Origin of the sequence: Paraburkholderia sp. J63 (genome assembly GCF_905220245.1) — a bacterium.
Lineage (GTDB): Bacteria > Pseudomonadota > Gammaproteobacteria > Burkholderiales > Burkholderiaceae > Paraburkholderia.
Genome location: NZ_CAJMZF010000024.1, coordinates 17909 through 39238 on the forward strand (window position 1 = coordinate 17909; position 21330 = coordinate 39238).

18 protein-coding genes and 1 pseudogene are annotated in these 21330 nt (G+C 65.1%); 9 read left to right on the forward strand and 10 right to left on the reverse strand.

Features of this window, described 5'->3' with window-relative positions:
* Window positions 1-10 precede the first annotated feature (10 nt).
* Genes U5775_RS23735 through U5775_RS23745 form a run of 3 tightly spaced genes read right to left on the reverse strand, consistent with a single transcriptional unit; the run spans window position 11 to window position 3078 of the window.
* Window positions 11-1348 carry a Zn-dependent hydrolase gene (locus tag U5775_RS23735; protein ID WP_415913638.1) on the reverse strand — a complete coding sequence of 446 codons (1338 nt, stop codon included), beginning with the start codon at window positions 1346-1348 and terminating at the stop codon, window positions 11-13.
* Window positions 1317-1877, reverse strand: coding sequence for an L-2-amino-thiazoline-4-carboxylic acid hydrolase (locus U5775_RS23740; protein WP_322060541.1), 561 nt, complete (start codon window positions 1875-1877; stop codon window positions 1317-1319). The genes U5775_RS23735 and U5775_RS23740 overlap by 32 nt, the downstream gene beginning before the upstream one ends.
* Before the next feature lie 19 nt (window positions 1878-1896).
* On the reverse strand, window positions 1897-3078 hold the full coding sequence (locus tag U5775_RS23745) for a branched-chain amino acid ABC transporter substrate-binding protein (protein ID WP_322060542.1): 1182 nt from the start codon (window positions 3076-3078) through the stop codon (window positions 1897-1899).
* Window positions 3079-3303: 225 nt separating this feature from the next.
* Here U5775_RS23745 and U5775_RS23750 point away from each other — a divergent pair, with 225 nt between their 5' ends.
* Window positions 3304-4203 carry a LysR substrate-binding domain-containing protein gene (locus U5775_RS23750; protein ID WP_322060543.1) on the forward strand — a complete coding sequence of 300 codons (900 nt, stop codon included), beginning with the start codon at window positions 3304-3306 and terminating at the stop codon, window positions 4201-4203.
* A gap of 53 nt (window positions 4204-4256) precedes the next feature.
* Here U5775_RS23750 and U5775_RS23755 read toward each other — a convergent pair whose 3' ends face one another.
* The 4 genes from U5775_RS23755 to U5775_RS23770 all read right to left on the reverse strand — a co-directional run bounded on the left by U5775_RS23755 (window position 4257) and on the right by U5775_RS23770 (window position 6759).
* On the reverse strand, window positions 4257-4598 hold the full coding sequence (locus U5775_RS23755; protein ID WP_322060544.1) for an OmpA family protein: 342 nt from the start codon (window positions 4596-4598) through the stop codon (window positions 4257-4259).
* 79 nt (window positions 4599-4677) lie between these two features.
* On the reverse strand, window positions 4678-5382 hold the full coding sequence (locus tag U5775_RS23760; protein WP_322060545.1) for a M35 family metallo-endopeptidase: 705 nt from the start codon (window positions 5380-5382) through the stop codon (window positions 4678-4680).
* A gap of 31 nt (window positions 5383-5413) precedes the next feature.
* Window positions 5414-5914 carry a PAAR domain-containing protein gene (locus U5775_RS23765; protein ID WP_322060546.1) on the reverse strand — a complete coding sequence of 167 codons (501 nt, stop codon included), beginning with the start codon at window positions 5912-5914 and terminating at the stop codon, window positions 5414-5416.
* 407 nt (window positions 5915-6321) lie between these two features.
* Window positions 6322-6759, reverse strand: coding sequence for a hypothetical protein (locus U5775_RS23770; protein WP_322060547.1), 438 nt, complete (start codon window positions 6757-6759; stop codon window positions 6322-6324).
* Window positions 6760-6967: 208 nt separating this feature from the next.
* On the opposite strand from U5775_RS23770, the gene U5775_RS23775 reads away from it, so the two are divergent.
* From U5775_RS23775 to U5775_RS23795, 5 genes are all read left to right on the forward strand, one after another.
* Window positions 6968-8656, forward strand: coding sequence for a 5-guanidino-2-oxopentanoate decarboxylase (locus U5775_RS23775; RefSeq protein ID WP_322060548.1), 1689 nt, complete (start codon window positions 6968-6970; stop codon window positions 8654-8656).
* Window positions 8657-8871: 215 nt separating this feature from the next.
* The gene (locus U5775_RS23780; protein WP_322060549.1) at window positions 8872-9708 is read left to right on the forward strand and encodes a transporter substrate-binding domain-containing protein; all 837 of its coding nucleotides are present in this window, start codon (window positions 8872-8874) and stop codon (window positions 9706-9708) included.
* Window positions 9709-9751: 43 nt separating this feature from the next.
* Window positions 9752-10522: an amino acid ABC transporter permease gene (locus tag U5775_RS23785; RefSeq protein WP_322060550.1), complete on the forward strand. Its 771-nt coding sequence runs from the start codon at window positions 9752-9754 to the stop codon at window positions 10520-10522.
* On the forward strand, window positions 10519-11175 hold the full coding sequence (locus U5775_RS23790; RefSeq protein ID WP_322060551.1) for an amino acid ABC transporter permease: 657 nt from the start codon (window positions 10519-10521) through the stop codon (window positions 11173-11175). The genes U5775_RS23785 and U5775_RS23790 overlap by 4 nt, the downstream gene beginning before the upstream one ends.
* Window positions 11176-11210: 35 nt before the next feature.
* Window positions 11211-11936, forward strand: a complete 726-nt coding sequence (locus tag U5775_RS23795) for an amino acid ABC transporter ATP-binding protein (protein WP_322060552.1) — start codon at window positions 11211-11213, stop codon at window positions 11934-11936.
* 54 nt (window positions 11937-11990) lie between these two features.
* Here U5775_RS23795 and U5775_RS39515 read toward each other — a convergent pair.
* Window positions 11991-15328: pseudogene (locus U5775_RS39515) on the reverse strand (autotransporter outer membrane beta-barrel domain-containing protein).
* A gap of 567 nt (window positions 15329-15895) precedes the next feature.
* On the opposite strand from U5775_RS39515, the gene U5775_RS23810 reads away from it, so the two are divergent.
* Window positions 15896-16183, forward strand: a complete 288-nt coding sequence (locus U5775_RS23810) for an H-NS histone family protein (protein ID WP_322060555.1) — start codon at window positions 15896-15898, stop codon at window positions 16181-16183.
* A gap of 72 nt (window positions 16184-16255) precedes the next feature.
* Here U5775_RS23810 and U5775_RS23815 read toward each other — a convergent pair whose 3' ends face one another.
* Both U5775_RS23815 and U5775_RS23820 read right to left on the reverse strand, forming a co-directional pair.
* On the reverse strand, window positions 16256-16858 hold the full coding sequence (locus tag U5775_RS23815; protein ID WP_322060556.1) for a phosphatase PAP2 family protein: 603 nt from the start codon (window positions 16856-16858) through the stop codon (window positions 16256-16258).
* A gap of 221 nt (window positions 16859-17079) precedes the next feature.
* Complete coding sequence (locus U5775_RS23820) at window positions 17080-17778, reverse strand: TetR/AcrR family transcriptional regulator (RefSeq protein ID WP_322060557.1); 699 nt, start codon at window positions 17776-17778, stop codon at window positions 17080-17082.
* A gap of 270 nt (window positions 17779-18048) precedes the next feature.
* On the opposite strand from U5775_RS23820, the gene U5775_RS23825 reads away from it, so the two are divergent.
* Both U5775_RS23825 and U5775_RS23830 read left to right on the forward strand, forming a co-directional pair.
* Complete coding sequence (locus U5775_RS23825) at window positions 18049-18804, forward strand: SDR family oxidoreductase (RefSeq protein WP_322060558.1); 756 nt, start codon at window positions 18049-18051, stop codon at window positions 18802-18804.
* Window positions 18805-19020: 216 nt separating this feature from the next.
* The gene (locus tag U5775_RS23830) at window positions 19021-21312 is read left to right on the forward strand and encodes a patatin-like phospholipase family protein (RefSeq protein WP_322060559.1); all 2292 of its coding nucleotides are present in this window, start codon (window positions 19021-19023) and stop codon (window positions 21310-21312) included.
* Window positions 21313-21330: the final 18 nt, after the last annotated feature.

Genomic DNA, 21330 nt, shown 5'->3' on the forward strand with positions numbered 1-21330 from the left:
GCAGTGACACTCAGTTGCTCTCGTGCGCAGCCGACAATGCGCTCTCAAGCATCACATGCAGCAGCACGTTGGCGCCAGCCTCTGCCCATTCGAGCGTGATCGCCTCGGCTTCGTTATGGCTCAGGCCATCCACACACGGCACGAAAATCATGCCCGTGGGCGCCACGCGCGCGAGATAGCAGGCGTCGTGGCCCGCGCCCGAGACGATATCGTCGTGCGGCAAATCCAGCATGATCGCAGCCCGGCGCACCGCATCGATGCACGCGGGCGCGAACGGCACCGGCGCATAGTCGAAGATCTGCCTGATCGTGTGGCCAAGCTGCGCTTCCTGCGCCACGCGCGCCAGTTCGGCGCGCAATTGCGCATCGAGTTCGGCCAGCGCGCCCGAGTCCGGATGCCGAAACTCCACCGTGAAAAAGCAGCGCCCCGGCACGGTGTTGCGCGAGTTGGGCTTCGCCTCGATCATGCCGACCGTCGCGCGCCCATGCGGTGCATATTGGCGCCCCAGCGCCTCGACGAAGGTGATCATGCGCGCGGCCCCGGCCAGCGCATCGCGGCGCAGGTCCATCGGCGTGGTGCCCGCGTGCGCGTCCACGCCTTCGAGCTCGATCTCGTACCAGCGCTGCCCCTGCCCCGCCGTGACCACGCCGATGGTCTTGCCGCTGCGCTCGAGAATCGCGCCCTGCTCGATATGCAATTCATACGCGGCATGCACCGGCGTGCCGCCCACCGGCTCGTCGCCCGCGTAGCCGATCCGCGCGAGCGCCTCGCCGATCGTCGTGCCCGAGGCATCGGTGCGCGAAAGCCCATATTCGAGCGAGTACACGCCCGCGTAGACGCCCGACGAGATCATCGCGGGCGCGAAGCGCGAGCCTTCCTCGTTGGTCCAGATCACCACCTCGACGGGGCGATCGGTCTGCACGCCCGCATCGTTGAGCGTGCGGATCACTTCGAGGCCGCCGAGCACGCCATAGATGCCGTCGTAACGGCCGCCGGTCGGCTGGGTGTCGGCATGCGAGCCGGTCAGCACGGGAGCCGCTGAAGGATCGCGTCCCGCGCGGCGCGCGAAGACGTTGCCCATCTGGTCGACGCGAATCGTACAGCCCGCCTCGCGCGCCCATTGCACGAACAGATCGCGCCCTTCGCGATCAAGCTCGGTGAGCGCGAGGCGGCAGACGCCGCCTTTCTGAGTCGCGCCAATCTGCGCCATGCGTTCGAGCGAATCCCACAGTCGCGCGCCGTTCACGCGCAATGAACAGGAGGTCGAATCATTTATTTTAGTGACCGGACGAGATACAGCCGTTTGCCGAGCCGATTCAGACATCGCGCTGCCCCTCCATCTGTTCATCGGGCTTTGCGTCGCGCATGTGGTAGCGGAAATCGCAGCGCTTGCCGCCCTGCATGATCGTGCTCGTGCGCGTGAGCTCGACGCGCGGATCGTAGCCCGAGATGAACTCGCTATCGCGCGCGCAGCTCAGCAGATGGCCGATTTCGCCGAGTCCCATCGCGTGATACATCTCGGCGTAAGCGCAGCGCTTCACGTCGTAATCGTAGGCTTCGTCGTCGGCGCGCAGGGTTTGCACGTCGAGTGCATCGTCTTTTTCCCAGAGCACCTGGAGCGCGACGAACGACGCGATGCTCGTGCCGTTCGGCTCGCGCGCCGCGAACTGGCGGCCCGCATCGACAGCCGCGCCGCGCACGGCCTCGGCAATCACGGCCTGGGCGCGCTCAATGCCGAAATCGCGCTTGAGGATCTCGTAGATCGGCTTGATGATTTCCGCTTCGATGCGCCGACGCGCGAGAATGCCGAGCGTCTCTCCGTTAACACCGGTCGGGCCGGTCTGTTCCGCGGCGCCGTCTCGTTGTTCCTGTGTCATAGGTGTCTCCTCCTGATGTTCAACGGGCAGCCGTCTTCGCGAGCGTCGTCGTGTTTGCGCCGCCGCCCAGCACGTCCACCACGGCCCACTTGCCGTCCTTCACCTGATAGATCGTGTACGCAGGGTCCACGAGATTGCCTTGCGCATCGAAGGCGATCGCGCCGGTCACGCCATCGCGATGCATGGTGTGCAGCGTCGCGACGATCTTCTTCGGCGCAATCGAATTGGCCTGCTGCGTGGCGGCGATCAGCGTCGCGGCCGCATCGTAGGCGAACGGCGCGTGCAGTTCGATCGGCGCGTGCCAGCGCGCGCGATATTGCGCGTCGAAGGCCGCGCCGCCCGGCATGCGATCGAGCGGACGGCCCGGCTCCAGCGCCGTCACGCCATCGCCCGCGGGACCGGAGAGCTTGAGGAAGGTCTGACTCACGAAACCGCCCGCACCGAGCAGCGGCGCCTGAATATGAAGCTGACGCATGCGGCGCACGAGCGGCGCGGCCTCCACGTCGAGGCCGCCGAAGAAGATCAGGTCGGGACGCTTCGCCTTGATGGCCGTGAGCACGCCGCTGAAATCGAGCGTCTTGTCGGTCACGTACTGATGATCGATCACGTTGCCGCCGTTGGCCTGCACGCCCTTGATGAACTGCTTCGCGAGTCCCGCGCCAAATGCGGTCTGATCGTCGATCACGACAATGCGTTGGGCCTTGAGCGTTTTCACGGCATAGGCGCCGGTATAGGCGCCGCCATCGTCGTCGTGGCCCATGATGCGGAACGCCGTATCGAAGCCCTGCAGCGTGTATTGATGACCCGTCGAGGCCGGCGCGATCTCGGCGATGCCCGCGTCGTGATAGACGCGCGCGGCCGGCACGCTGCAACCGGTGTTCCAGTGGCCAACCACGCCGATCACGTGGCGATCGACGAGCTGCTGCGCGACCGTGACGGCCGTGCGCGGGTCCGACTGGTCGTCGACGCTCACGAGCTTGTAGACGACGGGCTTGCCCGCGATGCCCGGATGCTTCGCATTGGCGTCGTCGATGGCGAGTTGCGCGCCGTTTTCCAGATCCTTGCCGATGCGCGCGGAAGCGCCGGTCAGCGGCGCGGCGAGCCCGATCAGCACCACCTGTTCGTCCTGGGCCTGCGAGACGCCCGCAAAAAGCGCCGCGAAAAGCGTGGCAGCCGACAACAGCAAAGCTTTCTTTTTCATGTCGATCGATCCCGATGAGCCTGTGGGTGGGCGCGCATGCACGTTTGTGGGGGAAGTTGAGCGCGGCCTCGAATAGTGAAAAAGATTAAGCTTTTGCGTGCAGATGCCTAAATTACGTTTGGTTCGATCGATATGCCGGCAGTCCATAACCTCGCTTAATTCGCTGTTTTATATGAATAATTTCAACACCGAGAACGTCACGCACCTTTCGATATAATTCGACACATGAATAAAATTCAGCATATCGTCGACGATCCGCCCTTGCGGGCCGTGCGTGCATTCGAGGCGTTCGCGCGTCACGGCTCGGTCGCGGCCGCCGCGCGCGAGCTCGAGATCACAGCTTCGGCGGTGAGCCATCAGCTACAGTTACTCGAATCGTTCGTGCAGACGCCGTTGACCGTGCGCAGCGGCCGTGCGCTCGTGCTCACCGACGAAGGCCGCGACTACTATCGCTCGATCAGCGCGGCGTTTTCGGTGCTGCGCAGCGCCACGGGATTCGTGCGCGAGCGCTCGTCGCGGCGGCAGATCACCATCAGCCTGATTCCGCTGTTCGGCATGGGCTGGTTCATTCCGCGGCTCCACGACTTTCTGGCGGCCAACGAGGACGTGGACGTGACGGTGCTCTACGCGAATCACCGCAATTACCGCAGCGACGCCGCGGATCTGTCGATCCGCTTCGGCACCGGCGACTGGATCGGCTATACGAGCACGCCGCTGATGTCGGGCGCGGTGGTGCCGGTATGCACGCCGCGCTTCCTGCAGCGCTATGGGCCGCTGCGCAAGCCGGCCGATCTCGCGAGCGTGCCGCTCGTGCACGACGAGGATCGCAGCACGTGGGCGAACTGGCTGCAGAGCGTGGGCGTGCGCCATCTCCCGCGCACCGAGGGGCCGCTGTTCGAAGACGGCCAGCTCACCTTGAGCGCCACGCTCGCCGATCTCGGCGCGGCGCTGATGCGCGCGCCGCTCGTCTCGCGCGAGCTGGCGTCGGGTGCGTTGCGCAAGCTCTTCGAGCATGAGCTCGACGATGGTCGGCACTACTATTTATGCTGGCGCGCCGATGCGGAAATGCCCGATGGCGCGCAACGGCTTGCTCAGTGGTTGATGGTGCAGATGAAGGGGCGTTGAGGAGGGCGCGGTGCAAAGAAGGAAACTCGCCCGAAGCGAGACGACACTTCCCGCTATTGTTGTATCGGCGCGGTAGTCCCACAAGGATTTTCACAACCGTTCAGGCCACACGGAGGTTCGAATTCAACTTCGAACTGGTTACGTTCTCTCAAAGGTACGGCTGAATCAGCACGCCAGATCTTTGTTTCGATGGCGAGTCGTTCTGAGGCAACGCCAAGACGCTGCAAATAGATACCCACGGCCATCGCTCGCTGATGTGCAATCGCAACTGCGTCGCGCTGGCGCTCGTCCGCAAATCCGTAAATGACGACCGGGCCCTCTTTCGCTGCACTATCGCGAACGGTAATCAGCAGTTGCGCCAGCTTGAGCCGGTCGACATTCGAAAGATCGACCACTGAACGCTCCATCTTTCCACCGTACTGCAAGGCGAAGCTACAGGCATTGGCGCTGCCTCCGGTGGACAGCCCGGCTATGCTAGTCAACGCAAAGAATATACCAAGCGATGTTATCCGCATTCTGGACCGCCATGTCCGGCTCTTCTTTTGCGAGTCGCTTACCGAGAAATTGTCCATATGTATTCTTGTAGTCAACCGATCCGAATGTATCGATAAAATGTGTGCATTCGTGAACGATAGTTAGCTGCTTCGAGTCAAGTGTCGCCGCGCTCTTGTTTGGCAGTGCGCAGAAATTTTCTCGTATTGCAATTGTATGCGTTGAAGTATCGGGCCGACAGACGTGCGCAGCTTCGCCATTGAGGTTCTTTCTGTTTGGCACGCAGCCAGTCGCTACGTCCATATAAGAATCGGGACGCACAAAATTGGTCCCGGTCAGTCCATTCATCACCGCCACGAGCGCAGTCAATCCGTCTATCAGCTTCGCTCGCGTCGCTTCGTTCGATGTACCGAACCATATTTCCACCCGCTCCTGCGCCGGCAACTTCCATGTTTTCAGTTCCCGGAGTCTCTGCCCGATTATTTCCACGGCATCGTCTCTCAATGCCATAACTGTCTGGCGAAACTCACTGTCTGTCATATTCGAGCAGGTAGGCGTCGTGTCTATGGTCACATAAACCATGGATCCTGGATTCGTGTTCGTAACAGCACTGGAATGAACCTCGAACCATTCTTCGTTCTTTCCGGCTAAAAGTTCAAAATTTTTCGATCTTCCGAAAACACTCACAATTTACCTCTCCTGTTGGGAAACGTATCCGTCAACCCGCCAAATCGAGATACAACCTCTTCATCGAATCCGCATTGACTCGCCCGGTTCGCCCATTGGCATCAGTAACACCGCTCAATACCGTTTCCGAATTCGTGCGCACGCGATACCTCACGCCGGCCAGCGGACGGTCAGCAGCATCTTTTAGCTCGTATTGCTCGCCGTAGCACGTTGACGGACCATCGGCACGGGCAACGCCCCCGTCTTCATGCCACGTTTCGCGCGACAACACCGCTACGATATGCGGCGGTGTTTCGCATCGGCACAGCACGATGTCACTATCGAGCGCAATCTCACGGTCTCTCCAGCGGCGGCACCCCGGGCCTCCGGCCTTCGCAATTTCGCCCGGGGTCTTGCAGACTTCGCAATAAGCCTCGCCCCCGATCAATGCGGCCCGATGCCCGTAGTAGGTGCAATTGACGGCACCCCAGTCATTCAGGATGTGCCCGCCCGTACTCAACCTGTCTCCGACGACCGCAACGCGTCGCTTCATGACACCCCCCGTTTTTGGCGCAGATGCCCACACCCCATCGCCCCGCGCAATAGACGAAAACGACCGGCCCGGCAACGCGACCAGCCGCATGAAAGGCTAAATATCGCCTTTTCAGGCGAAATCGCCACGGAATAATCGCGCTATATCGCTGTCTGCCGATATCGGACTTTTCCGAATTCGAGTGGAAGTCATTCAATGCGCCGCGGACGCATTGACATTCGGAGATAGCCGTTCAGGATCACGAACGAATGGTCCGGACGATTCCGGCTTTGCACCGGATGAATGACTGGAACGAGGATAATGACTGGTTGCGTGCGCAACCGATACGACGAGGCCGAGGCGATTCAGCCAACCGCGCGCTCCCCCGCTCTCCCAGGAAACGCGCCGGCTCGCCTTCGAAGCACCACTCAGTTGTAATGCTTGCCGTGCTTCTTATGCTTGTGCTTTCCGCCGTGGTAATGATCGTCGGAATGCGAGTTGTTGCGTGAGACATTGCCGCCCAGCGCCGCGCCCGCGCCTCCGCCTACCGCAGCGCCGACGAGGCCGCCCGCCGTGCCGCCCATCGCATTGCCCGCGGCAGCGCCGGCCCCGCCGCCCAGTGCGCCGCCCACCACGGCGCCCGTGCGCTCGTGCTTGTTCGACGTCACGGCGCCGCCCGCGCCTCCGCCCACGGCGCCGCCGATCACAGCCCCCGTGCTGCCGCCAATCGCGTTGCCGACCGCCGCGCCGGCCACGCCGCCCAGCGCACCGCCAACGGCATTATTCATATCGCCCGCCACGGCGGGCAGCGTCATCACGGCCATCGCAGCGGCAACCGCCGCCGCTCCTGCAAGCTTCTTCAGCATTGACTTGTCCTTTTTGAGATGTATGGACAAGTTTAACATTTAATCTGAAAGCATAATGTCAGGAAGTGTCAGGCGCCATGCGGAAAGCTCATGCGCGCCATGAGAACTAATCGATTGTTTCCCGAGCATTCCGGCCTCGACAATGGCTCGACGCATCACGCTCCAGCGGCACGCGTGCGACCTCCCACCGGAACCCAGGCGACCATCGATGAATTCCCCCGCCCTCTCCCCCTGCTGCGAAGAAGCGCCGGTACGCCTCGTCCCGCGCCACGCCGCGCCGACCTGCGGCGAAGCGCTCGTCACGCTGCTTGAACGCCATGGCGTCGAGTTCGTGTTCGGCATCCCCGGCGTGCATACGGTCGAGCTCTATCGCGGCCTCGCCGCTTCGTCGATCCGTCATGTCACGCCACGCCATGAGCAAGGCGCGGGCTTCATGGCGGACGGCTATGCGCGCGTCACCGGCAAGCCCGGCGTCTGCTTCATCATCACCGGGCCTGGAATGACCAACATCGCCACGGCCATGGCGCAGGCCTATGCCGATTCGGTGCCGATGCTCGTGATTTCCAGCGTCAACGCGCGGCGCGAGCTCGGCAGCGGCGATGGGCGCCTGCACGAGCTGCCCTCGCAGCGCGAGGTGTTCGCGGGTCTCACCGCGTTCTCGCATACGCTGCTCGACGCGGCCGACCTGCCGCAAGTGCTCGCGCGCGCGTTCGCCGTCTTCACGAGCCAGCGGCCGCGCCCGGTCCATCTCGAGATCCCGCTCGACGTCATCGTCGCGCCGGCCCCGAATCTCGCGAACGCACCGGTCGTGTTCGCCACGCGGCCCGCGCCCGATGCCACGGCGATTCGAGCGGCGGCCACGCGTCTCGCGGCGGCGCAGCGCCCGCTGATTCTCGCGGGCGGCGGCACGGCGCAGGCGGGGGATGCCCTGCGCGCGCTCGCCGAGCGCCTGCAGGCGCCCGTCGCGCTCACCATCAACGCGAAGGGTCTGTTGCCGCCGGGCCATCCGCTGCTGCTCGGCTCGACGCAATCGCTGCACGAGACACGCGCGCTCGTGCGCGATGCCGATGTCGTGCTCGCCGTCGGCACCGAACTCGGCGAGACCGATTACGACGTGCTCTTCAACGGCGGCTTCGCGATCGACGGGCAACTGATCCGAATCGATATCGACGCTGCGCAATTGATGCGTAATTTCCGGCCCGATGCGGCCATCGTCGGCGATGCGCGCGAGGCGCTCGCGGGCCTTTGCGCCGCGCTGGAAACGAGCCCGCCGGGCGCGCCTTCGCCCGCGTGGGGCGCGCCGCGCGTCGCGGCGGTGCGCGCTGCCATCGCGGCCGGCCACGACGCGCCGATGCGCGCCCAGGCCACGCTCATCGAGACGATTGCCGGCGCGCTGCCCGGCGTGATCGTGGTCGGCGACTCGACCAGCCCGGTCTACGTCGGCAATTTCACTTACGACGCGAGCGCGCCGCGCGCGTGGTTCAACTCGTCGACGGGCTACGGCACGCTCGGCTACGGGCTGCCCGCCGCGATCGGCGCGAAGCTTGCCGCGCCGCGGCGTCCGGTCGTCTGCCTGATCGGCGACGGCGGGCTGCAATTCACGCTGCCCGAGCTCGCGAGCGCCGTCGAGGCGGCCGTGCCCGTGATCGTCGTGGTCTGGAATAACCACGGCTACGGCGAGATCCGCAAATACATGAGCGCACGCGACATCACGCCCGTTGGCGTCGATCCGTATACGCCCGACTTCATCGCGCTCGCGCGCGGCTTCGGCTGCGCGGCGCGCACGGCCGCCGATCCCGCCGCGCTGCGCGAGGCGCTCGACGATGCGCTGGCCTCCGGCACGCCGACGGTCATCGAGATCCGCGAGGCGGACTGGTTCGCGAGCGTCATTAATTAATCGAGGCGGCCCATCCGGCGCCCCTAGCCGCGGTTTCTCCGCCCGCGCCATGAGAGATTCTCATGGCGCCCATGAGGAGAATTCGATTGTTCGGGGAATTTGGCCTGCTTACATTGGCTCAACCCGTCGGCTCAACCTGTTTGCTCTACCCGTTGTCCGCACGCCGCACGGATTTGCGCCGACTCACGACACCCGATTCACCGAAGGAGCCCACCATGAACGCCTCGACCCCAACCCTCCGCCGCGCCCATCGCAATCGTTGCGCACGCAACGTGATTGCCCGCGCTGCCGCCACGCTGGCGTGCCTCGGCGGACTCGCCGCCGTCACGCTGCCCGCCCACGCCGATGCGCTCGATACCATCGCGAAGTCGGGCGTCGTGCGCATCGGCGTATTCGAGGACTATCCTCCGTTCGGCTCGATCGGCCCCGACATGAAGCCGCAAGGCTATGACATCGACATGGCCACGCTAATCGGCAAGGCGCTCAATGCGAAGGTCGAGCTCGTGCAGGTCACCGGTGACAACCGCATGGCCTATCTCGCCGACCACAAGACCGACATGCTGCTTTCGGTGGGCGAGACGCCGGAGCGCGCCAAGGTCATCGACTTCTCGCAGGCGTATGCGCCGTACTACCTCGCCGTGTTCGGCCCGAAGAACCTGAACGTGAAGAGCGCGTCCGATCTCGCGGGCAAGACCGTCGCGGTTGCGCGCGGGACGCTGGAGGATCTGAGCGTGACCAAGGTGGCGCCGCCTGGCGCGACGATCAAGCGCTTCGACGACCCCAACGGCGCGATCGCCGCATTCCTTTCGGGGCAGGCGCAATTGCTCGTAGTGGGCAACGACGTGGGCGCGACGATCATCGCGCGTCATCCGTCGATCGATCCCGAGCAAAAGTTCTCACTGTTCAGTTCTCCAGATCATGTGGGCCTGAACAAGAACGAGCCGCGTCTGATGGAGAAGGTGAACGGCGCGATTGCCGGCGCGAAGAAGAACGGCTCGCTCAACGGCATCTCGCAGAAGTGGCTGCGTGCTTCGCTGCCCGCCGATCTCTGATGCGCCGCGCCCGCCCGCTCTTTTCCGCTCCCGAGGCACCGCTATGAGCTATGTCTTCGATTTCAGCGACATCGGCACGTATGCCGGCCTGCTGGTGCGCGGCACCGGCGTCACGCTCGGCCTGACCGCCGTGTCCACGCTGCTCGGCGGACTCGTCGGCACCGCGGGCGCGGCCATCGCCATGGCCGGTCCGCGCTGGGCCCGCGCGGCGGTCGCGACCTATGTCGAGCTGATCCGCAATACACCCTTTCTCGTGCAACTGTTCTTCGTCTTCTTCGGCTTGCCGAGCCTCGGTCTGCATATCGACGAGGTGCAGGCCGCCGTGCTCGCGATGGCGGTGAACCTGGGCGCCTACGCCGTCGAGATCCTGCGCGCCGGCATCGACTCGGTGCCGCGCGGGCAATCGCAGGCCGCGATGGCGCTGGGACTGCGCGGGCCGCAGCTATTCGTCCACGTCGTGCTGCCGCAAGCACTGGCGAACGTGTTTCCGGCGCTCGTGGGACAGGTGCTGATCGTGATGCTCGGGTCCGCCGTGGTCTCGCAGATCTCGGTGCAGGACCTCACCTATGCCGCGAACTATATCCAGTCGCGCAACTTCCGCGCGTTCGAGATCTATATCGTCGCGACGGCGATCTATCTCGCGCTTTCCGTCGCGCTGCGCTGGCTGCTCAACCGGCTCGGCGCACGGCTGTTCGCGGGCCGCCTGCCGCACGGCGCAGCGGCCGCCCGCATACGGCGCGGCAAACGCGGCCTGTTCGCATGGCGCGCCAGCACATCGGTAAAGACAGCGATGAAGACGGAGGGCATGCAATGATCGAATTCACTACCTGGGACATCGCGTACAACCTGCTGCTCGCCGCGCGCTGGACCGTGCTGCTTTCGCTGGCCGCCTTCGCCGGCGGCGGTCTCACCGCGCTCGCGCTGCTCGCGATGCGGCTCTCGCAGCGGCCCGTGCTGCACCGCTTCGTCAACAGCTATGTCGAAGTGTTCCAGGGCACGCCGCTCCTGATGCAGTTGTTCCTCGGCTTCTTCGGGCTGCCGCTGCTCGGCATCGACGTCACGCCGTGGGCCGCCGCCATCGTCACGCTGACGCTCTATACGAGCGCCTATCTCGTCGATATCTGGCGCGGCTGCGTCGAAGCCATCCCGCGCGGCCAGTGGGGCGCGGCGGCAAGCCTCGGCATGACGTGGACGCAGCAATTGCGCCACGTGATCTGGCCGCAGGCATGGAAGATCGGGGTGCCGCCCACGGTCGGCTTCCTCGTACAGGTCGTGAAGAGCACCGCGCTCACCTCGATCATCGGCCTGACCGAGCTCACCAAGACCGGCAACATCATCACCAATGCCGTGTTCCGCCCGTTCCCGATCTACGCAATGGTCGCGCTGATCTACTTCGCGATGTGCTTTCCGCTGACCTGGTACGCGCGCGTGCTCGAACGCCGCTACCGCGCCGCGAAAGCGCGCTGAAACGCCCGCCCGCTTCTCATACACAGGTTTCCGACATGATCTCGATAGACAACGTTTCGAAGTGGTACGGCCCGTTCCAGGTGCTCGCCGGCTGCACGACGCAGGTGCAAAAGGGCGAAGTGGTGGTCGTCTGCGGGCCCTCGGGCTCGGGCAAGTCCACGCTCATCAAGACCGTCAACGGGCTGGAACCGTTCCAGCAAGGCCAAATTCGCGTGGACGGCCTGAGCGTGGGCGAGCGCAAGACCTCTCTGCCGAAGCTGCGCGCGAAGGTCGGCATGGTCTTTCAGCACTTCGAACTATTCCCGCATCTGTCGATTGTCGAGAACCTGACGCTCGCGCAGATCAAGGTGCTCGGCCGCGGCAAGGACGAGGCGACCCAGAAGGGCCTGAAACTGCTCGAACGCGTGGGCCTGCGCACGCATGCCGATAAATACCCGGGCCAGCTTTCGGGCGGCCAGCAGCAGCGCGTGGCGATCGCGCGCGCGCTTTCGATGGACCCCATCGCGATGCTGTTCGATGAGCCCACTTCGGCGCTCGACCCCGAGATGATCAACGAGGTGCTCGACGTGATGGTCGAACTTGCCCAGGACGGCATGACGATGATGTGCGTGACGCACGAAATGGGCTTCGCGAAGAAGGTGGCTCACCGGGTGATCTTCATGGACCACGGCTCGATCGTCGAGGACGATTCGAAGGACGCCTTCTTCGACGCGCCGCGCTCCGGGCGCGCGCGGGATTTCCTCGCGAAGATCCTGCATTGACTCCGCGCTTTGACTCCGCGCTTCGACTCCGCTGCGCCACTTCGTCAGCCGCGCTCACCACGTCCATCTCACGCCCGCGTCGCCGCCGATCACGCGCTGGTGCTCGCCGCCGAAGTTCGTCAGATAGCTCACGGTCGCGAACACGCTGCCGCGCTTCGTCAGTTGCGCGACGAGCCCCATGCGGACTTGCCCCATCGTCTGGCCCACCGGCGTGCCCAGCGTGGTCGTGCCGCCGAACGTGGTCTTGTCGTCGGCGCCGAACGAGCGCAGCACGTTCATGCGCAGATACGGCTTCCAGTTCACGCCGCTCGCATCGAACGCCCATTGCAGGCGCGCGCCGATACGGCCCAGAAAAGTATTGCCATTGTTCCAGGTGACGTCGGAAATGCCGTCGTTGAATTTTTCGAGGGCGAGCCATTGCCATACGAGTTGCGCTTGCGGCTCCAGCGTCAATCCGGACCCCAAAGCAATGGGCAGGCCCGCCTCGATCGAACCGGCGAACGCGTTGCCGTCGGTCGAGCCGCCCACGTCCTCGCTCGAGTGCGTCCGCACCGTGAGCGCGCTGCCCATGGCGCGGGCGTCGGTGTACCAGCCGCCCGCGCCGATGTGCATCCAGTACGCGCCCAGGTTGTACGCGTTGACTTGCAGGGAGCCCGCGCCATAGTCGTACTGGCCCATCGCGAGCCCGTTCACGTCGCCCACCGCGCGCGAGAAGCCGAGGAAGAAGCCGTAATGATTGCGCGCGCCGCCCGGCTGGTTGTCGGCGTACAGGTCCTGGCCAACCTGCATGCCCCACACCGTGCCGTCGAACGAAGGCTTGACGTCGCCGCTTTGCGCGATGTTGCTGCAAGCGCCCCACGCACGCGCCCACGACGCGGGCACCGTGCCGCTTTCGGTCAGCAGGCTCTGCTCGCCCTGGCGGTCGTGGAAGGTGTCGATCTGCAGGATGCCTAACTGACGTGCGACGCTCGGCGCTTCCGCATAGAGCGGCACTTCGGGGCGGTAGACCGGCACCGTTGCGCCCGGTTCCGCACCGGCTTCGGCGTCCTGCACGGCCTCGGCGATAGGCGCGGGGGTGCCCGGCGCCGCAATGATCGGCGTTTGCGGGGTCGTCGGCGGCGTGGGCGCAGTCGGGACGCCGGGAGGGCCGGGCGAGGTCGGACTCGTGGGCGACGTGGGCTCCACCAACGCCGGAATCGTATTGCGCAGATACCAGCTCTCGCCCGTCCCCGCGCTGAGGCCGCCCTTTGCGAGGTAATACTCGTAAGCCCCGGCCTTGATCGTCCCGCCCGCAAGCGAGAAAGCGCCCGTGTTCGTCGTGGCGCCGTTCGCGGCCTGCACCACCTGGATGCCGTCCGTGAGCGTTTCGGCGCCCGGTCCGTCCACGTTCTTCACGTTGAGCGTGCTCGCGCCGCTCGCCGCGCCACCGCTCACGACCAGCTTGTCCGACGCCGCGCCGTCGCCGGCGAGATAGGTGTTCAGCGCAATCGTCGCGTTCTGGCCGACGTAGTTGCCCGCCACGGTGAGCGTATTGCCCACGCCGCTGCCGCAAGCTGGACGAGGCCCGCGTTCGCGAGATTGCCGTTGATCTGGAAATTGCCGGCCGCGCCGCCCGCGAGACTCGCGAGCGCATTGGCAACGGCAATCGTGCCGTTGTTCGTGACGTCGCCGGTCACGCTGCCATAGCCGCCGAACGTCGCGCCCGCCGCCACCGCAACCGGACCGCCGCCGGACAGCGCAGGCGGATCGCCCGCGCCATCGCCCACGATCAGCGTGCCCTCGTTCACGTTCGTGCCGCCCGTATAGCTGCCGTCGCCGTTCACGGTGAGCACGCCGGCGCCCAGCTTCGTGAGCGAGCCCGCGCCGGTGATGTTCTGCGCAATCGTGGAATTGAAACCCTGCGTGTCGATGGTGCCGTTGTTCGCGGTGACCGAAATGGCGCGGCTCGCCGAAAGATCGAAGCTGCTGCCGAGCTGCAGCGTGCCGCCGTTGAAAGTCAGGGGTCCTGTCGATGTGCCCAGAGCATTGTCGGCCGCGACGGACAGCGTGCCCTGGGTGACGGTCGTCCCGCCCGAGTAGCCGTTGCCGCCCGAGGCCGATGGCGTGAGCGTCAGCGTGCCCGCGCCCGTCTTCTCCACCGCGCCCGCGCCGCCGATCAGCCCCGTATAGGCGCCGTCGCTGTCCTGCTGGAAGCGCACGAGCCCGTTGTCGGTCACCGGGAGCGGCAGGTTCGACGCGTTCGCCTGCAAGGTCGCGCCGCCGTTGACGGTCGCGACCACGGAGGCCGTGCTCGTGCCGAGCGTCCCCGTGAGATCGAGCGTGCCGGTCTGGACCAGCGCCGTCGAAAACGTGCCCGTGCCGGCCCACGTCCAGTTATCGCCCTCCATCGTCAGGCTCTGGTAATTCACGAACGCGTTCGATGCCGTGCCGCTGCCCTGCAGCCGCACGACGTTGCTGCCGCCGCCGCCATCGGCCGTGCCCACGATCTGCGAGCCCGTCTGCAGGATCAGCGTGTCGTTGCCATTGCCGTTCTTGATGGCCGTGCCGCCGCCGCCCTGAATCAGCCCCGCGTTCGTAATCGTCGTATTGCCGTTGGTCGAACGCACGCCGATGCCGTTGTTGCTCACGATCGTGCCGCCCGCCGCGTTCGTGATCGTCGCCGTGAACGAACTGCCTAGCGTGTTCGACACGACGGCGTCCACGCTGCCGCTGCTCGATGCCGTGCCCGTGGTCTGGATCGTGCCGCTATTGACGAGCGTGTCGTTGTTGCCCTGCATGTAGACGGCGGGACTGTCCCGGCCTGCCGCCGTCAAGGTGCCGCTGTTCTCGATCGTGCCGCTGCCGCCCAGAATCGAAGTCGCGCGCGCGTTGCTGCCCGACGTGGTCACCGTGCCGGTGTTGACGAGCAGATTGCCCGATGCGCCCAGATTGCTCTGCCCCCACGCCGCGGTCATGCCGTACGAATTCGCGCCGCTCGTGACGATCTTGCCGTTGTTCACGAGCGTGTTGTTGTTGCCGTTCGCGGCGAGGCCGTCGTTGTACGCGCCCGTCGTGGTAATGACGCCGGTCGCGCCGTTGGTGATCGTGTTGCCGTCGTTCACGCCGAGCAGCATTGCGCCGCGATTCCCGACACCGGTGCCGTTGCCCGAGAGCGCGAGCTGGCCGTTATTGGTGATCGCGCTCGACGTGTCGACCGAAAACGGCGTGGGCGTGCTCGCGAGCGCGTAATTGCCCGTTGCGGTGCTGTCGAGATTGATCGTGACGTTGCTGCTGCCCGCCGCCGCCACGACGGACGGAACGCCCGCGCCGCTGCAGGTCACGGTCGTATTGCTTGCCGGCGCCGTGGACGAGCAGGCCGCATAGACGCCCGATGGCACCGTGCCGGCGAGAATGACCGCGCCTCCAAGACGCAAATTCCACGCATTTCTCGTCCACGTAATTGAGCGTTACGGTGTGAGCGCTACGGCGGAAATTGGCTGCGTGGCTCGGTTTATATCACCGGCGTATCGTTTATTGCAAGACGGGATTAAATGATAAGCATCCGCAGATTAAAGACCTGTTTGCGCAATGCGATTGGGTGGTCTCAGGGAAACTTGACCGGATTATCGGCGATAGCTGGACAAAACTGCCGTTTCGCCTTTAAGTCTTTGTAATAACAGTAAGAATCAAGCCGATTGATATTGCCGAAAATCCGCAACGGACCATGCGATCGATTTATCGAACATAAAGTTTGCAAACAATAAATACGCCCGATTTGAAGAAAGCGACTCATCGTTTCAATATGGCGGCAACTCGATCGTTTCGTTCGGTGGATGACGCTTTACGCCGCGATTATCGTACGACAAGTGCTCCAGCTCGCGCGCACGCGAGACACACCCTTGAATTTCGACGAATCGCACTGCGCGAGCGCTCCCCCGCGCGCGCTAAAATATCGGCATTACCGTCAACCCACCCTACCGATGTCCAGCTACAAAGAATTGATCGCCCAGCGCGAACAGCTCGAAGCCCAGCTTCAGGAAGCGTTCAAGGAAGAACGTCTGAACATGCTCGACGAGATCGTCAGGAAGATGAAGCTCCATGGCATCACGCTCGATGAAATCCGCGGCCCCGCACCCACGGCGAAGGCCCACAAGGTGCCGCCCAAGTATCGCGACCCGGTGACGGGCAGCGAATGGTCGGGGCGCGGCAAGCCGCCGAACTGGATCAAGGACGAGCCGGACCGCACGAAGTTCCTGATCGAACAGTAATGGCCGATGCCCTTCGGGGCCCGCGAGCGGCGGCAAGGGGTTTTCCCCCGAGCGCAACGCTTCTACGCACGTTCAGGGCCGCAGCCAGCCGAGCCGGATGGGACCCGCGAGCAGCGCGCGGTAGAGCGCGACGGCGAACCGCGTGAGCGCCGCGCCGCACGCGTTCCAGAGCGGCGCGGCCACTGCGCAGGTCGCGCACGAGACCACGCATGCGCCGATCATGTCGAGCGGCAAGTGCACGCCGAGAAAGATCCTGGCCCACGCGACCACAACGCCCACGACGAGCGCAGCCAGGCCGGTCCGCACCATGCCGCCCAGCAGCAGCGTCAGCACGAACGCCGAGAACACGGTCCCGTGATCGCTCGGAAACGACGGGTCGGGCGCGTGCGCGAAGAACGTGTGGCCGAGCCCCATCACGAACGGACGCGGATGCGGCCAGGCAAGGCCGATCAACTGGTTGGCGCCCAGCGCCAGCAGCGTGACCGCGCACGCGCGGATGGCGACGGCGCGCTGCCGGGCGTCCCCGGAGAGCCACATCAGCACCAGCGCGAGCGGCACCAGCCAGATCAGATCGTTCGCGATGACAAGCGCCGTATCGATGAGCCAGCTTGGCGTCGCAGGCGTGGCGTTGATCGCGAGGAATAGCGAACGGTTCAATGCTTCGAGTGCTTCCATTGCAAAGTCGGGGGAGTCGGGTTGTCGATTTCGTCGCGCGCGTGCACGCTCGCTGTCTTCGGCAATAGTTCGGTCTGCAAACCATGCCTCGTGACCGGCGTGCGGAATGCTCGCGCAGCATCTGCAAACAGCGCCACGAGATTACCTTCCGCAGATTAACCGACGCTTAACCCCCACTTGGCGCTCTTGATACCCCGCAACGCGGAACACCGAATCCAGCTTCACGCGGACTTCGGCTTCGAGGCGCTGGGCTGCTGCTTGCCACGCCCGCCCGGCCGCCCGCTTCCTGCCTGTTGCGCGCCAGTGGCATCGAGCAGTTGCCGGCATCCTTCATCGAGTATTTCATCGGCCAGCGCCGGCGCAACGTCCACCACGGCGCGTGAAAGCACGAGCGTGCCGAGCATCTGGCTGAACAGCGCGATCGCCTTCCCGCGGCTGCTTTCGCGACGCCCCGCCGGCTCGCTTCTCGCACGACCCGCTTCGCGCGCTTCGATCACCTCGGTGAGCCGCTCGAGATGGGTCGCGAGGCCCTGGGCGTAGGCCACGCGCGCCTCGTCATCGAGCCGCCGGGCGTCGCCCGCGAACCCCGACAAGGGGCAGCCCGCATCGATATTCGCGCGATGCTCGGACGAGAGGTACGACCGGATGTGCTGCTCGATCGCATCGGCGCCCGACGCTTGGGCTTGATCGATGACGCCGGCAATCGTCTCGCGCCCTTCTTCGAGCGCCTTGTCCATCATGGCGGCAACCAGCGCGTCCTTCGACTTGAAGTGGTTGTAGAAACCGCCCTGCGTAAAACCCGCCGCCTTCATCAATTCGGCGAGCCCGACCGCATCCACGCCGCGCTCGCGAAACAACCGCTCGGCGGCCGCCACGATCGCGCGCCGGTTCTCCGCCGCCTGCTCCCTGGAAACGCCCATAGCTCCCTCTTTTCGGCCGGACCCGGCCCAATCGGCTTCATCGAAAAATACAATGGTGGTCACCATTGACATCATCCAGGCGACCGGCCAGAATCGGCTCCATTGACGATGTCAATCACCATTGTCTTGAGTATAGCCTGCTTTGCCGCCGCGGTCAGGCAAGGCAGGATCGGCAGCCGGATCATCGAAGGGGTCGCCCACGTCCGGCGCCGTCGACGGCTGCTTCATCTACCGATTCAACCCACCGCATCATTTAGTCAGGAGTCCATCATGAAACTCAGCGGCAACACGATCTTTATCACGGGCGGCGCCTCGGGCATCGGCCGCGGGCTCGCCGAAGCGCTCCACCAGCGCGGCAACAAGGTCATCGTCGGCGGCCGCCGGCGCGGCTATCTCGACGAGGTCGTTGCGGCCAACCCCGGCATGGCCGCCGTCGAGTTCGACATCACGGACCCGGCCAGCATCGAGCGCGTCGCGGCGCAACTGATCGCGGACTATCCCGATCTGAACGTGCTCATCAACAACGCGGGTGTCATGCAGCCCGACAACGCGGGCGGCCACGTCGACGACGCGCTGCTGGTCTCCACCGTCGAGACCAACCTCATGGGACCGATCCGCATGACGTCGGCGCTGATCGACCATCTCAAGACACGCGACAACGCGGTGGTCGCCTATACGAGCTCGGTGCTCGCATTCGTTCCGCTGGCGCTGACGGCCGTGTATTCGTCGACCAAGGCGGCCTTGCATTCGTATGTGCTCTCGCAGCGCTTCATGCTGCGCGACACGGCCGTGCGCGTGCTGGAGATCGCGCCGCCCTGGGTCCGCACCGACCTCATGAACAGCCGCGAGGCCGAGCAGGCGATGCCGCTCGACGCGTTCATCGAAGAAACGATGGCGGTGCTCGGCACCGATGCGGACGAGATTCTGGTCGAAAGCGCGAAGCCGTTCCGCGCCAATCCGGGGCCCGGCGAGCACGGTTTCGTTGATGAGTTCAATAAGGGCGCGGTGGAACTGTTCGGCCGCTGAAAAAACGAGGGAACGAGAGAACAGGCGGCATGGCGAAGGCGCGTAGCCTGCGAAGCACGCGCCTCTTTCTCGATATTGTTCTCGCACAACGAGCGTTGACACAAATTAAAAGAGCCACGGATTTCTCCCCCGGCTGATAGCTCGCGGTGATTCCAGTTCGTAGACTTCTGCTCCGCGCCGGCCCCCTGGCTGTGCCGCCAGCCAGACAAAGGACCCGTGACCGCTTCTCCGCTCTTCCTTCGCCTTGCGTGCCTCGCGCTGTCGGGCCTGCTGTTCGCGTCCGTCGCACGCGCCGCGCAGACAGATCCTGCTACCGCCACGCCGCACCGGCCGCGCATCTGCCTCGCCCTCTCGGGCGGCGGCGCGCGCGGCTATGCGCACATCGGCGTGCTGCGCGAACTCGAAAGGCTGCACGTGCCCGTGGACTGCATCGCGGGCACCAGCATGGGCGCCGTGATCGGCGGCCTCTACGCGAGCGGCCTGTCCGCCGACCAGATCGAACGCGCGCTCTCCACGCTCGACCTGAACGACGTCGCGTTCGACCGCGACGCGCGCCAGGACTTGCCGCAGTCGATGCGCGAAGACAACCTCGCCTACCCCGTCGGCATGCCCGTGGGTTTCGGCAACGGCCAGTTGAAGATGCCGAGCGGCCTCGTGCAGGGCAACAAGCTCACCGCGCTGTTGCGCGCCAACACGGCCCAGATCCCCGCCGACGTGGACTTCGACCATCTGCCGATCCCGTATCGCGCTGTGGCGACCGATCTCGAAACCGGCGACCGGGTCGTATTGAGCCGCGGATCGCTGCCGCAGGCCATCCGCGCGAGCATGGCGGTGCCGGGCCTCTTCGCGCCGGTGAAGATCGACGGCCTCACGCTGATCGACGGCGGCTCGGTGTCGAACCTGCCAATCGACATCGCGCGGCAGATGGGCGCCGATATCGTGATTGCCGTCGATATCGGCACGCAGCTCAAACCGGCCGACCAGATCACGTCGATGGCGGGCGTCACGTCGCAGATGATCCGCCTGATGATGACGCGCAACGTGCTCGAGCAAAAAGCGACGCTGCGCCCGACCGACGTGCTGCTCGAACCGGATCTCGGCAATCTTTCGTTCAGCGACTTCGGCGCCATGCAGCAAGGCGTCGCCGCCGGTACCGCGTCGGCGCGCGGGCACGACTCGCAGCTCGCCGCGCTCTCGCTCGACGACGCCCAATACGCGTCGTATCGCGCGGGCCTCTCGCACGAGGCCTTCCTGCCGCCGGGCACGCGCATCGACCACGTCGAAGTGGTCACGCACGGCAACGTGCCCGCCAGCCGCGTGCAAGCGGCGCTGCACGCCAGGCCGGGCGACGTCTACGACGCCGCCGCCGTGGACGGCGACCTCTCGCGTCTCGTCAACGCCGCCGACCTCGAAAGCGTCTCGCACTCGCTGAGCGGGCCGCCCGGCGACCGGACGCTGCGCGTGGACGCCAGCGCGAAAAGCTGGGGGCCGAATCTGCTGCTGTTCGGCCTTGGCGTCTCGACCAACTTCAATGGCGACGGCGCCTTCACGCTGCAGATCGGCCATCGCCTGCCGTGGATCACGGAGAGCGGGCTCTCGTGGCGCAACGACATCGTGCTCGGCAGCCGCGATCTCGGCTGGCGCACGGAGCTGCGCCAGCCGGTTTTCGGCAGCGACGTGTACGTCGCGCCTTATGCATCGATCCGGCGCAACGACGTCAACCTCTATGGCGACGACAAAACCGACAGCCAGCCGTTCGCCTCGTATGTGCAGCAGGAAGTGCGCACCGGTATCGACCTCGGCGTGCCGCTCGGCACCTGGGGCATGGTACGGGCGGGCGTCGCGCAGGTATGGACTGCTTATCATCCACGCTCGTCTGCGCTGACCGCGACCGACGACGGCAATGGCGACGTGAACTACGAGGCCACCGCATTGTCGTCGGACTCGACGACCCAGACCGTCGGCACCCTTGGCCTGAAGATCGATCAACTCGACGACCCCGTCTTCCCGCGCCACGGCTTCTATCTCGACACCACCGTGCAAGCGAGCCTGAGCCAGGACGACGGCAGCTACAACGTCGCGTCGATGCGCGGCCTCTGGGCGGCGAGCCACGGCATCTACAGCGTCAATGCGGCCATCGAGGCGGGCGGACAGTTCGGCGGCAACCGCGGCGCGCAGGCGTACCTGTTCAGCCTGGGCGGCTTTCAGCGGCTCTCCGCCTATGCACAGGACGAGTTCAGCGGCGGCTATATCCTCTACGGACGCGCCACCGGATTCGCCCAGCTCTCGAAGGCCGATACCGGGCCGCTGCGCGGCGTGTTCGCAGGCGCGAGCCTCGAAGCCGGCAACGTCTGGAACATGCCCCAGCGCTTCGCGCGCGGCCCCTGGCTCACCAGCGCGAGCGTCTTTGTCGGCTCCACGACCGTGATCGGCCCGGTGTACCTGGGTTTCGCGATGGCACCGGGCGGCACCTATAACATCTACTTCCAGCTCGGCAACCGGTTCTGAGTGGGGATTTTGAGTGGG